This window comes from Dyadobacter sp. HNCC25DJ187 (genome assembly GCF_056895255.1).
Genome location: NZ_JBXHAT010000002.1, coordinates 423091 through 437428 on the forward strand (window position 1 = coordinate 423091; position 14338 = coordinate 437428).

Below are 14338 nucleotides of genomic sequence, written 5' to 3' on the forward strand. Positions count from 1 at the left end.
CAATGGCATCATACATTTTTAGAAAATATCCGGGTTATAACCCCAACGAAATACAGGGATGGAGCCCAAGCACGGGTATTGATCCCACCAGTTTTGATCCTGAAAACATCGCATTTGGCAGGGGTTCTTCGAAGGCTGGCACATCCATTCCTTCGCCGATGGCGCGGCTTGAATTATTTGATACTGCCTTTCAGATCGTAGGTTCGGACCGTGGAAACCTGGACGGAAACACCATTTACCATCAACTTGTATCAGATTGTCTGGATGTGTTTCAGCTGCTATTCAACTCCAAAAACTCGGAAATAGGACTTGGCAGGAAAATCTGGTTCAAAGAGTGGAAGGTTCAGGAAAATATTAATAAACTGAAAGAAAAAGGGCAAAACCACCCGCATAGTTTATTGGCAAAATCCTTTGAACAGATTTTCCATGACCCAAACAGTTCGAGGTTTTCAGAAACAGACAGCCTTTTTTTGATTTTTTACGAGAACAAACTGTTGGGAGGAACATCGCCGCTTTCCCTGTTTTTTACTACGCCAAACTGGGCGAGATATGTAAAAAACAATGAGATCAAATCGGTTCCGCAAAGTGCTGACGGTAAAGTATTTTTCAGTAATGAATACCGGCCCTTGCACAAGAGAGATCTTGAATTTGTTGAATACATATACAAGCTATCCTTGCAGTTTAAGCAGGCTTTTGCCAAAGCGGATGGATTCAGAAAATATCTTAATAAAACTGTAGCACAATACTTTCCGGAATTCCGGCACCAGTTTACGGATCATCAGTCGGGAGCAGGACTAATGGACAATGAATACAGTAAACTGAAAACCAATGTAGATGGCAAATTCCTGACGGTAAACGGACTTTTCTTTTTCCAGCAAAAAGAAGAAAAGGAAAAAGAGAAAATAAAATCTGTGAGCGATTTTATCATCCGATCTACCGAAACAAAATACCGGGACCAGTATAATGAGCGGAATGAGCAGCAAATTGTAGAGCCGCCGCTCGTGCTGGTAGATGGCATGAATGTGCCGGGTGATTACATGGAAAAGAATATTTCCTGGAATTCTTCTACCCGGATCAAGGATTTTTACCACCGCGGTGTCCCTTTGTTTGAAAGAAAATTGCCTCAGGGAAATGCTCTTACCACAGTAACCTATCCTTTCCTGACCATTGATGACTTTCTGGAAGATGCGCTGGTAGAAATGCCATTTAATATCAACCGAACCAAGTTTTACACTGGCTTTAATGGTGATTTTAAATATTTACTGCCTGTAAAAAAGGAGTATTTCAACTTCTTTAATCTGGCCGATCTGAAAAATAACTTTTCTGTTGAGCTGCATGACGGTCAGGTGACTGTGAACCTTAAAGTACCGGTTAAAAATAGAAAAGGCGTTTCAGAAGTTGTATTCAGCAGGAAATATGAAAAGAGTAAATCCATTGTGGAGTACCGGACCGATTTGGGCATATTTCCATTTTACCAGATCAACGATCCGGAATCGCGCTATAAAGACCTGAATGAGTATACCATTTTGCTGGCCGAACGCAACGAGCGACTGAAACTCAAAGGACTAGAATTTTATTCATTCAAAAACTTTGCTTCGGATACGACACATCTGACGGCTTCAGTTGAGGACCGTTCAAACTGGACGGATATCAATGCAGGAAACGCTACATCTACGTCGAGGTTTTACAAAATCAAGGAGGCATTCGACTATTTGCAGCTGGCTTATTCCGATAGCAATGGCGTGGATTCTGCAGGGCTGATCATTCCTAATTTTGAGATAAGAACGTTCAACAAGGATAATCTGACCAAGGCCTATACATTCGCCATCGATTTTGGCACGTCTAATACGCACGTGGCCTACATGCAAAATGGCGAAGCTTTGCCAAGGCCATTTGACATCGGCGAGGCAGATCAGCAAATGGTACTGCTAAACTCTCCGGGTACAGACAGAGATCTTGGCAATAAATACGCATCTTACGGCCAGTTTCCGTGGATGGATTTGACCCTGAGGAGGGAGTTTATTCCTCCGATTATTGGACCAGGACAAAATATTTCCTTTCCGTTTAAAACCGCTACCTGTGAAATTGTAGCCTTCAATAATATCCAGAACAAATCGCTTTTCAGTCATATCAACATTGGTTATTACATTGACCAGGAAGAGATGCAGGCGAGTAATGTCAGTTATACAACCAACCTGAAGTGGCTGCTGGAAAATAGTAACAATGATTCTAATAAAAGTCGGGTCAGTGCTTTCCTGACACAGCTTCTGCTTCAGATCAGGGCAAAAATTATCCTGAATTACGGAAATCCTGGCGATCTGAAGGTGGTCTGGTCTGTTCCTTTGAGCATGGAAAGAGGGATTAAAGCCGCATTGAGAAATGTCCTGAGCAGTGCTTTCAAAGATGTTTTCAAGAATTCAGGAGCTCAGTTACTTGATCCAATCCCGGAATCTGTAGCGCCGTATTTTTTCCTGACTAAATCCGATACGGACATTCAGGATACCGCCAACGTAATCAACGTAGATATTGGCGGAGGAACCACCGACGTGATGATGTTTATGGAATCCGCCGGGAACCGTGCGGATAAGTACCTGACAACTTCTTTCCGTTTTGCGGGCAGTGATATCTGGGGAAATGGATATAAGAACAAGTTGAAAGACAATGGTTTCATACGGAATTATCTGAGCTATCAGAAAAAGAACAACATCAATCCGATTGAAACCAAATACTTCAATAAGGTCAAGGATGATTCGAACCTGAGTGCCGACGATCTTGTAAGTTTGCTTTTCAGATATGACGATTTCAAGTTCAGTGATTCCATTACCATTGGAAATCCGGATTTGCTGATCATTCCGTATCTGCATTACAGTGCCATTATTTTTCATCTGGTACAGCTGATTGAAATAAAAGATTATCCACTACCGAGATATTTGTCATTTACCGGAAAAGGAAGTCAGTATATCAAACTGCTGTGCGGCGGCGACGAGCGTGATCTGGAAGATTTCACGCGTGTGCTTATCAACGCCTACACAACGAAGACACTTCAATCCGGATTTAAAATACATCTTAATTCCAACCCAAAAGAGATCACTGCGAATGGCTCGATCCTGTATGCATTGGCTTCGGAGGATGAGAAGGAGAAATACCGTAGAACTATGGACTTCATACATCCTGGTTTCGATCCAAAAACCAATGCAGAGCTGGAACTCAAACTTTCGGGTGATAGAGCTAAGTTTGATATTTCAGAAACGCTGGAAATTGATAGCCCATTAAACGTGGCTGTACTGCACAACCTGAATGCATTTTTAGAAAAAACATTGAATAATCCGGATGTGTCAAAGTTCCTTAAAGATTTCAAGATTGGCGGACTGAAAGATTCACTCAGACTTTTGCAGTGGAATCATGACATTTTTAATGGCGAAGGACTAGTGTACGATAGCTACCGGAAAGTTTTGCAGGATTTACACAAACAGGATGTAGAAAGCGAGATTTCCGAATCGCTGTTTTTTTTCGCGCTGAAAGATGCACTGTATCGTTTATCCAAAAGCATAACAGAAAATAAACCAGTGGTTTAATGAAAAGAGTGGTTTCTATTTTTTTTATTCTGCTTTTACAAGGATCCGTAAGAGCTGCAAACGGAGCTGGTAAGCAGATTGAAAATGCCAGGTTTCAGATCATAAAAGAAACTGTGGAGTTTCTGGCTTCGGATCATGTAAACTTTAAGGAAGTAACTGAACCACAATGTAAAAACTGCAACGGGTACGATGATCTGATAAATTTTGTCAGAAAAAACAAAATAAAAAGGGCTGACGATTTAATTAGTGATTGGCAAAAAGTAAAGATTGATACCAGTTCTTTCGGCTGGAAGAAAAGTTTGGCTGGGTTTAAAGATCAAATAGTCACGAAAATAACAACAGGCCCAAAAAGTAGTCGGAAGACTTTGGAAAGCTATAATTCCTATGAAAACAGACTTGTTTCAATCATTGAAGCAATTGTAATAACGGAACCTGTTGCTGAAGATTTGCCCCATATTGAAATTGCGCAGGAAGTTTCAGATCCTGCGATTGAAGAAATAGTAACTGAACCAGTGAATCAAATGTCAGAAAAATCTTTGGAACCAAACAGCTATTTCGCGTTTTTGCCGGATCTTTCAAAAGATATGTCTTATAGCCTGATCCTTCTTTTGGCTGCCGGTGTGCTATTTTTACTATGGACTCTGCGCAACAAAAATCGTATCATTGTCCGACACAACAGAGACCTGCAAGAACTGCGCAGCAAAGGCGGCAGTAACGAATGGCAGTCTAAAAACATCAGTAACGAGCTAAAAGTAGTTTCTCAGAAATTAAAATCAGCTGAAGCTGAAATTGCCGTTCTTCAGGAGAATCTAAAAGCAGAAACAGAAATGAATGAAAGACTTTCTGCCGTAGCTGAAACCAGGAAACCTGTTGTCAAAAAACCAGAACCAAAGCCTGTCGTGACATCGGTTGTTAAGTATGCCAGGTATGCCGACCAGGGAGATGGATTTTCAGTGCAGGAACTGCTCGATGAAGAGGATAGTGAAACCATTTTTGAAATAACACCTTTGTCTCCAACTGCCGCTTCTTTTAAAATTTCGGGCAATCAAAGTGCGCAACGGTATGCACTTTCCAATTCTCCGTATTTTCTTGGAAAAACTAGTCAGTACGATACCTTTCCGTCGGGTAATAGCCTGATTAATACAGATGTGCCAGGTGAATTAAAACTACAGGGCAATAAATGGCTGATTGTTAAGCCTGTTCAGATCAGTTTTAGTTAACGGAATTACTTCAATAGAATGACATCATTAGAAAGCCTCCGGCAGCAGTTAAATGATCTGCTGACTTTAAATCACGGCGATATCAGAATAACAGAATATCCACAGGTGGTAGCTGATGCGAGGGAACTTGGTTTTAATACGGGTCAGTTAAGTCAGCTTATACAACAGCTTTATTCTGAAATCGACTGGCGGCCTTTTGAAATCATCAATAGCCGACTCGAAATTATTTTCAGAAAAGGAATTATTACCACAGAACAATTTGAAGAAATGGTTCTGCTTGCAGGAGAGAATATCAACAGAAATGTTGTACAGGATTATGTTATTTCTGAACTAAGCAAAAGAGAATTTAAACCACGTGAAACCAATCATCCGGATCCACAGTCGATCCTGAATAAATGGATGACGGATCGTGTTTGGGAAGAATACCGAGAAAGTCTGATCGAAGTGGAATGGCTTGGGCAAAAAGCCAATTCTTTGATGAAACTCGGAGATATATCGTTTCAGAATAAAGAGGATGCAAAATATTTTCTAAGGAACGGAAATTACTTACCCGGGCTGGTTACAGCTTTAAGCAAAAGTGCAACCAAAGCAGATGAATTTGCCAGGATCATTGAGGATCAATTTGATTCTGAGAAAAAATATCTGCGTGTCATTTATAGATTAAATCCCCGCCTGCCGTTTCGTTTTCAAGGAGAACTCTACACCAGTGTTAGAGCGCTTTTGCAGGAAGCATGTAGCACCTATGAAGGTTATAATGCCCTACTGGAATCATACAGAAAGGGGGAACTGCAAATCTGGATCGAGGAATCAGATCCCGCTATCGCCTCGAACCTGGGAACGCTATATAACCTGAACAGCTTTTTGAAATTTCTGTACAGAACGGATCCCGGACTACCGTTTTTCATCCATCAAAATCGATACCAAACACCAGTAGAACTAACAGAACATGCTAAGAAGGATTTTGCAATCTGGCAGGAAATTGCCGAATCTATTTCAAATAAAAACGTAAATGAATGGTTTACCGGGCTGGGGCGTGATGATTGGAATGAACAATTGGATCATAGCCTTATCTTCATTTCTGATAGCGGATACTATTCCGGAGATGAGGTCAATCTGGGAGTTGTACAGGCATTGTTTCACATCATTAATCCTTTATCAGAAAAGCCCAGGCTTAAAATTGATCAGGAAAAAATTCAGCTTTTAACAATAAACGCAGGCGTTACTGTCGACCATCCCATACAGGTAGCTCTCAAAAATCATGGCTATTTAAAAGCAAAAATCTATTTCAAATTTAGCAAGCCCGGAATATCGGTTGATAAAGATATTTTTCTGTTTAATAATCTGACCGGAAGAGTTCATGAAAATATACAGATCACTATCGATACGACCTTGCTGAATAAAGACCAGATTTACTGTCTTGAACTGGTTATCTCCACCGTATATGAAGATATTATCATACCCATTGATATTAAAGTAGTTTTTCCAAAAAAAGCATATGCACTTAAACTGGCAATGTACAGCACCTTGGCAGCTTTATATTTTGGTGTCTTCCGTTACCTTCTGGGTTTGATTTTAAATTACAAAGGTTGGCTCGTAGATACTTCTCCGGCTGGAAATTCCGCGTACCTGATCACAAAAGCTCCATTATCATCCTTTTTGCTGTTTCTGCTTTTTATTTTAGGATTAGTCATGTCTTTTAGAATGATTAAAAAATTTGAGAAAATATAGTTATGAAAGACGGAAAAGCAATCTTAATTCTGGTAGTACTTTTTGCCTTTATCCTATATGTTCTTCGTGGCTTTTTAGGACGAATTAGTTCATTCCTTTTTGTCCCCATAGACAAGCTTCTTTTTATTTCCCACAGCATATCACCCGTGATCATGTGGATGTTGTTCGGATTACTGGTGGGTCTTGTTTTCGGATCGTTCATTGCTATTAAAAAATATAAACTGGATTTTAAATTACTGAGTTACCCTATCGGAATATTATTCCTTACAATCACTTTAATTCTGCTTGTATCCTACTTCGTGAGCAAAAATAATGATCGAACTGACATTGGTGATACAGACACGATGCCTTCCGGTAAAGCAAATCCGAGGAAAAAATCTGACAGTGAAGTTGCAGAATTTAATGATACGCTCGATAAAGGAATCGAGGCAGTTAAGAATGAAGATTACCAGGATGCGGAAAGGTATTTTAAAAAAGCGGCGATGATGGACAAAGGTAATTCTCAGCTCGACAGCCTTGCGCGGATATACTCGGCCACTGCTGAGGAAAAGTGCAAAATGTTTGCCCGTGATCCCCAACTCAAATACATTCCTGACCATTATTACAAGTATGTCGCTGCCCTCACAAACACCCCTCCCCAAATATGCAAATAAAAATCTACCTCCTCTGTTTACTAACACTAGCTTCCAATTATGATATAGCGAATTTGTATAATTCCAGCCTCTCACATATCATAACAACCAATGAAAAAGTAGATGCCAGATTGATCAGATATGGGTTACGTATTGGTTTTCGTTTTTGGTGATGTAGTGAAAATCCGGGATACAGCGTTTGAAATAATCTAATCTGTATCCCGGAATATACCACTACTCCAACCACTCCTCCAACAACCCTTCATAACTTTCCAGAAACAAAGCATAAGCCTTTTCGAGTTGTGGAAGTGCTTCGGATAGTGTGCTGGTGTCATCGGATTTGAGCCTCCACTCCGCATCACGTGCGATTTCTGCAATTTGAGATACGCCCACGGTGCCTGCACTTCCTTTTAATGTGTGCAAATTGCTCTTCACCGTCGCTATATCATTTTCAGCAAAGGCGGTCACTGCTCCGCTGACAAGTTCATTGGATTCCGCGACAAAATCTTCAAATACGGATAATACCAGATCGGCTCCGCCTATACCGTTCAGCTGATCAATAATTTCCTTATCCAAAACCGGTAATGTAGCTTCCTCAGTCTGTTCCACTTTCTTTACCTCAACATTATAATTGTGTGTTCCGTTGTTGGCCAGAAGTTCTCTTACTTTATAAATCAGGGTCTGAGCACGTATGGGCTTCGCCAGGTAGTCGTCCATGCCCTGACTGATAAACCTGTCGCGGTCTTCTTTCATCGAATAGGCAGTCATCGCTACAATAGGAGGCAGATCCGAGAAGCGTTTTTTCAGTTCCACCGTTGTTTCTACCCCATCCATGTCCGGCATCTGAATATCCATAAAAATGATATCGTACATGCTGTTGCCGGATTTCACCTTCTCTTCCACCATATCAATGGCCTGAAATCCGCTTTCTGCAAGATCAACCACACATCCGGCTTTCTTCATAATTTCATTGGCTACCTTCCGGTTTACCGCATTGTCATCCACCAATAGAATATGAGGGTGATATTCGGAAAATACATTCTCGATCGGAAGTTCCTCAAGCTGTTTAGCCTTACTTACCTTTACTTCTGAGGTTTCACGGGTCTCAAATGTAAACCAGAAAGTACTACCTTCTCCAGGTGTTGAATCTACTCCAATCGAGCCATTCATCAGTTCGCAAAGCTGCTTCGATATAGCAAGGCCAAGACCTGTTCCGCCGAAAGATTTTCGCGAAGAATTGTCCAGCTGTGTAAAGGAAGTAAACAGAATCTGTCGGTCCATCGCGCTGATCCCTATACCGGAATCCTGTACTTCCACCTTGATCTTGTTAAATTCACCTTCCCGTTTCACAGATGTCAGAAAAACCTTCACAGCGCCGTTCTCCGTGAATTTCAAAGCATTCGATGTCAGATTAGAGAGAATCTGCAGCAGCCTGGTCTGATCGGCAATGATAAACTTGGGCAGATCTTCTGCAATATAGTAATTGAGTGTATTCCCCTTGTTTTTAGCAGTTTGTCCAAACAGTGAAACTAATTTCAGAAGCAGTTCCTCCACGGCAATCGGTGATTCGTGCAGTTCCATTTTCCCCGCTTCAATTTTTGACAAATCCAGAATGTCGTTCAGGATGTTAAGAAGCGTTTCCGATGAGCGCTTAATCGTGAGTACATAATCCTTCTGCTCTACGTTCAGCGGTGTCTCACCCAACAAATCAATCATTCCGATCACACCGTTCATAGGTGTACGGATCTCGTGACTCATATTGGCAAGGAAACCTTCTTTTACTTTCAGAGAACGTTCGGCATGCTCCTTTGCTTTGAGCAATTCCTGCTCGTTACGTTTAAGCTCGGTAATGTCGCGGGCCAATACTGCTACCTCTGCATGTTTACCTTTATCGTCTACAAACAGAAGCATATTTACCATGAACTGTCTTTCGGTACCATCCTTCCTGTTTAAAGTAATTTCAAAGTTGCGCAGACTTCTGCTTTTTCGAAGTCGGATCAGTGCAGAATGGATTTTTTTCCGATCCATAAAAAACTCTGTCACCTGACGCCCGATTACCTCATCTGGCAGGTAACCAAGTCTCTTCAAAACCGACTGACTGATCATTGTGATCGCTCCATGACGATTGATACGGCAGTATATATCCTGGAGATTTTCAAAAATCCCACGGAACAATTCCTCGCTGTGACGAAGAGAAAGTTCAGCTTCCTTTCTACGGGTGATGTCCCTGGCAATACCCGAAACCTCTTCAATCACGCCCTGCGCATAGCGGATAGGATTCAGATAAAATTCCAGCCACATTTCGCCTCCGTCTTTTTTATCAATTCTGAATTCAAAATACTGGGGCTCTCCCCTGAGTGCCTGCCGGTACTTCGCATCCAGCGTTCGTCTGTTATTAATGCCCACCATGCGCCAGCCAAATTTCTCTGCACTCACGTTCAGTGTAGGTGCCACGCCTACTTCAGAATGAATCAGATCCGCATAATTTTTATTGAAAGAGGTAAGCTGAAGTCCTTTGTTCACAGACCAGATCAGGTGAGAACTGCTGTCAAAAATGGCATTCAGTCTTGCCAGGTATTTGCTGAGCTCTTCCTCGCTTTGCTTCCTGGCAATAGCAATCGCCACCTGGCCGGAAATGAATTCCAGTAATTCCAGATCACGTGCATCAAACATTTTCGTGTCATCATACGATTTCACTCCGATAATCCCCGTCACTCTATCGCCGATACGCAGCGGAACGCACAACAGCTGCTGCGGTGTAACACCATACAAATGCAAACTATTTGTTTTAGCCAGTTCTTCTATATCCTCACCGGACAAAAACAATGGTCTGTTGGAAGCAATCGCATATTCAGTAACACCATTACCCAGTCTGCGACGGGTAAAGCGCACATTACCTTTGAAGTACTGATCAACGTAATACGGGAAATACAGATAGCTCTGGCTCGAATCGTAAAGGGCGATAAAGAAATTCTTTACATCAATGATCTTACCCAGCTCATCGTGTATGGCATGGTAAAAATCATCTAAATTCTGGGTATTAACTGTCCAGTTCGCAATACTGTAATACAGATTCTGTGCTTTCTCTGCACGAATTTTTTCGGTAAAATCATTAAGAATACACCTGTACGCGGTAGGTTTGCCATTGTCAAACCGGCAATTGACGCTGCCGGTTACAAACACTTTTTTCCCTGCCCGATTTACAAATACCGATTCAAAATTGGGGTTGGGATTCCCTTCTTCAATCAGTTTAAGCTGTGCTCTGGCTTCTTCTTTATGTTGCGGATGAATGATGTCATCAATACGCATTGAGGCAATTTCATCCAGACCGTAACCCAGAACTTCCCGCCATGCTTTATTTACAAAAATGAATTTCCCATCAATTGCAACCAGTTGGATCAGATCACTGGTATTATCTACAAGATCCTGCAACTGCGAATTGGATTTGGCGATGGAGGATTCCATACGTCGCCTTCGTGTGATATCGTCTCCTACCAGTGTGATGCAAGTGACCTCCTCATTTTCGGTCTGCATGAGCACCGAGTTAATGGAAAAGGTTCGCAGAGTTCCCTTGCTTGCCAGAAACGGCACTTCCCTTTGTTCAAGTTTTCGTTTTCCCTGTATGCCTTCTTCCAGCATTTGCCTGATCTCGTCTGCTTCCTCCTGTGGAATCAGCTTATCAAACAAACTGTACCCTACCAATTCGTGCTCCGACCAGCCGGTTTTCATCAGCGCATGGGTACTGATATTTTTGATGATAAAATCAGGTGAAAAAGTTACGCCAATCAGATTCAGATACTGTAAAGAATCGTGTATAGTATGCCAGTCGGTCTGGGAAGAAATTATTTCCATAGTTTCCCGTGCTCGTATTTTTAAAGTTCGTTCCTAGTCTAAATTGGTTAAATCTACGAATTAAGACGTAATTTTACCTTGTGAAAAGAATTTATAAAAATCAGAACGACTCGAAAGTACGTGCCAAAAAGCATTTGGGACAACACTTTTTAAAGGATATGAACATTGCGCGCCAGATCGTTGATGGTCTGACATTGCATGGAGGCTATAACAAGGTTTTGGAAATAGGCCCTGGTATGGGTGTATTGACGCAGTTTTTGCTAACCAATAAAACCTATCAGACCTATGTCATCGAAATAGATACAGAGTCGGTGGCTTATCTCAAAAAACATTATGAAGAGCTCACTCCCAGAATTATAGAGGGTGATTTTCTAAGATACAATACTGCGGATACGTTTTCTGAGAAGTTTGCCATTATTGGTAATTTTCCGTACAACATATCCTCCCAGATTTTTTTCAGATCACTCGAAATTCGGGATCAAATTCCCGAGATCGTTTGTATGCTTCAGAAGGAAGTAGCACAGCGTATTGCATCTCCTCCGGGTAATAAGGACTATGGTATACTGAGCGTTCTTTTGCAGGCTTTTTACGATATTGACTACCTTGTTTCGGTTCCTCCCGGAGCGTTCGACCCGCCTCCAAAGGTCCAGTCAGGTGTAATTCGGCTGCGACGTAATGGGGTTGAAAAGCTGGGCTGCAACGAAAAAATGTTTTTCAGAGTAGTTAAAACTGCATTTAACCAAAGAAGAAAAACACTTCGGAATGCGCTTAAACCAATAGGTGAAATGCCTGATCATCCGCTACTTACCAAGCGTGCAGAGCAACTCAGTGTAGCTGAGTTTGTGACATTGACACAGCTTGCTGAAAGCATTCAGCTACCGCAATAATACAATTACCAGGCTGAGATAAGCCTTGCCGCTAATAGTTAAAGAAATGACGTTTGAACTGACGAAGGAGTATGTAGAACATATTCAGGAATTGATAGAGAGTGGAGATTCAGTCGCTATAAGAGATCAGATGGACGGTCTCTTTCCGGCAGATATAACCAGCCTGCTTACTGAACTTGATACAGATCAGGCCAAATACATGATGGCCCAACTGGAAACGGAAACAGGAGCAGAAATACTGGCAGACCTGGATCCGGGTGAAAGGCGTGACTTTCTGAAATCATTCACTTCCTTGGAAATTTCACGCTATGTGAATGTGTTTGATTCTGATGATGCGGTGGATTTGCTCAACGAGCAGCCTATTCGCGTTCGGGAGGAAGTGATAGCTTTACTTGAAGACCGGGAACAGGCCCGGTTTATCCTGGACCTTCTGCATTATGACGAAGATGTAGCAGGCGGTCTGATGCAGAAAGAGCTTGTAAAAGCCAACATCAACTGGACAGTAAATGAGTGTATTGAGGAGCTGCGCAAGCAGGCAGAAGATGTGGGCCGGGTATATGCCGTTTATGTGATTGACGACAACGGTACACTATTGGGATTACTTTCTCTTAAAAGGATTGTACTGGCTCATAAGAATACCAAAATAGAAAGCCTGTACGATAAGGATGTTATCTTTGTTGAAACCTACCGACCGGCGGAAGAAGTTGCAGAACTGATGCAGAAATATGACCTTGATACATTACCTGTAGTGAATGTACAGGGAAAATTACTGGGGCGTATCACCATTGATGACGTAATTGACTTTATTACCGAGCAGGCTAGTTCGGATACGATGGCGATGGCCGGGATTACCGGTGATGTGGAAGAAGATGATACCATATTTCAACAAACAAAGGCGCGCCTTCCCTGGTTACTGGTAGGTATGATGGGCGGCATACTGGCTGCAAAGTTCATCAGCTACTTTGAAGGTGATCTGAAAATTATTCCGGCTATGGCTGCATTCATTCCCATCATTGGTTCCACAGGTGGAAATGTGGGTATACAAACTTCTTCCCTTGTGTTACAAAGCCTGGCCGACAGAAGCGGACTCGATGCTGGTCTGGGATATCGTCTGATAAGAATGCTCGCTATTGCGCTCATTAATGGATTTATTATCAGCAGTATTGTATTCGGATTCAATCTTCTGATCGGAAACGAAGTTCAATTAGCACTGGTAGTTTCGGCTGCCTTGATGTCGGTGGTATTCCTCGCATCATTTATGGGCACAGTAACACCTATCGCATTGGAAAAAATTGGAATCAATCCGGCCGTAGCCTCAGGACCCTTTATCACCACAGCCAATGACCTGATCGGATATGCTGTTTACTTTGGTCTTGCCCATTTATTGCTTGATCTTTAAAATCACCTGCACTTTCTACAAGCCCTGTTTTGAGTAAACAGAGCTTGTAGGTGGCTTTCAATATCATAACATTATTGATATGAAAGTATTTTGTACTACCATTTTTACCCTATTGGTCATCGTATCTGTGAATGGCCAAACAGCGAAAGATAAACAGATTTATCTGGCTGATCCTGCCGTTTTCTTTCATCAAAACACCTACTATTTATATGGAACCGTGGAAGGTAATGCCAACGCGGGCTTTCAGGTTTATACCTCCCCGGATCAGAAAAACTGGGTAGATAAAGGAGTTGCCCTGAAAAAAGGAGAGGCTTACGGCGAGAAGGGGTTCTGGGCTCCGCAAGTATTTGAGCATGATGGAAAATTCTACATGGCTTATGTCGCCAACGAAAATATCGCCATCGCTCAAGCTGACAGCCCGCTTGGTCCCTTCAGACAACAGGAGAAAAAACCGCTAGATGCTCCTGTAAAGCAAATTGATCCTTATATTTATTTTGACACAGATGGGAAAACTTATCTTTATCATGTGAGGCTTCAGGAAGGCAACAGGCTTTTTGTAGCCGAGATGAAACCTGATCTTTCGGGAATTATTGAAGAAACCCTTAAAGAGTGCCTGCACGCAGAAGATGGCTGGGAAAATACCGCCAAATCAAAATGGCCCGTCGCGGAAGGGCCAACCATCCTGAAAAGAAATAATCTTTACTATCTTTTCTATACAGCCAATGATTTCCGTAATCCGGATTATGCAGTTGGATTTGCTACCAGCGACAAACCTACAGGTCCTTGGAAAAAATACAACGGCAATCCTATTTTAAGCAGAAAAGACATTCGACAAAACGGCCCAGGCCACGGAGATTTTTACTTCGATAAAAATGGTGGAGTCCGGTATGTATTTCATACCCACAATTCAGAAAAAGCGGTTGCTAAACGAAGAACTGCAACAATCAATGTTAGACTTCAAAAAGATAAAAATTCATTTGATAAACCCGTGGCAGAATATAAGAGCTTCCGATTTTTGAATACAAAATAAGCGTGTGTAAATAAA

General features: G+C 41.9%; 8 protein-coding genes. 7 read left to right on the plus strand and 1 reads right to left on the minus strand.

Annotated features, from left to right (window positions below; translation table 11 throughout):
- The first annotated feature begins 2 nt into the window (after positions 1 to 2).
- Genes AC1XUE_RS12850 through AC1XUE_RS12865 form a run of 4 tightly spaced genes read left to right on the plus strand, consistent with a single transcriptional unit; the run spans position 3 to position 7176 of the window.
- Positions 3 to 3575, plus strand: a complete 3573-nt coding sequence (locus AC1XUE_RS12850) for a hypothetical protein (protein WP_483356380.1) — start codon at positions 3 to 5, stop codon at positions 3573 to 3575.
- Positions 3575 to 4795, plus strand: coding sequence for a hypothetical protein (locus tag AC1XUE_RS12855; protein WP_483356381.1), 1221 nt, complete (start codon positions 3575 to 3577; stop codon positions 4793 to 4795). The genes AC1XUE_RS12850 and AC1XUE_RS12855 overlap by 1 nt, the downstream gene beginning before the upstream one ends.
- Before the next feature lie 18 nt (positions 4796 to 4813).
- A complete protein-coding gene (locus tag AC1XUE_RS12860) occupies positions 4814 to 6523 on the plus strand; it encodes a hypothetical protein (RefSeq protein ID WP_483356382.1) in 1710 nt (569 codons plus the stop codon).
- A gap of 2 nt (positions 6524 to 6525) precedes the next feature.
- The gene (locus AC1XUE_RS12865) at positions 6526 to 7176 is read left to right on the plus strand and encodes a hypothetical protein (RefSeq protein ID WP_483356383.1); all 651 of its coding nucleotides are present in this window, start codon (positions 6526 to 6528) and stop codon (positions 7174 to 7176) included.
- A 213-nt stretch (positions 7177 to 7389) separates the two neighbouring features.
- On the opposite strand, the gene AC1XUE_RS12870 is transcribed toward AC1XUE_RS12865, so the two are convergent.
- Positions 7390 to 11007 (minus strand): PAS domain S-box protein, encoded by a 3618-nt coding sequence (locus AC1XUE_RS12870; protein ID WP_483356384.1) that lies wholly within the window; start codon positions 11005 to 11007, stop codon positions 7390 to 7392.
- Between the two features lie 80 nt (positions 11008 to 11087).
- Here AC1XUE_RS12870 and rsmA point away from each other — a divergent pair, with 80 nt between their 5' ends.
- From rsmA to AC1XUE_RS12885, 3 genes are all read left to right on the plus strand, one after another.
- Positions 11088 to 11894, plus strand: coding sequence for a 16S rRNA (adenine(1518)-N(6)/adenine(1519)-N(6))-dimethyltransferase RsmA (gene rsmA / locus AC1XUE_RS12875; RefSeq protein ID WP_483356385.1), 807 nt, complete (start codon positions 11088 to 11090; stop codon positions 11892 to 11894).
- 46 nt (positions 11895 to 11940) lie between these two features.
- Positions 11941 to 13293 (plus strand): magnesium transporter, encoded by a 1353-nt coding sequence (gene mgtE / locus AC1XUE_RS12880; RefSeq protein ID WP_483356386.1) that lies wholly within the window; start codon positions 11941 to 11943, stop codon positions 13291 to 13293.
- Between the two features lie 79 nt (positions 13294 to 13372).
- Positions 13373 to 14323, plus strand: a complete 951-nt coding sequence (locus AC1XUE_RS12885) for a glycoside hydrolase family 43 protein (RefSeq protein ID WP_483356387.1) — start codon at positions 13373 to 13375, stop codon at positions 14321 to 14323.
- The last annotated feature ends 15 nt before the right edge of the window (positions 14324 to 14338 follow it).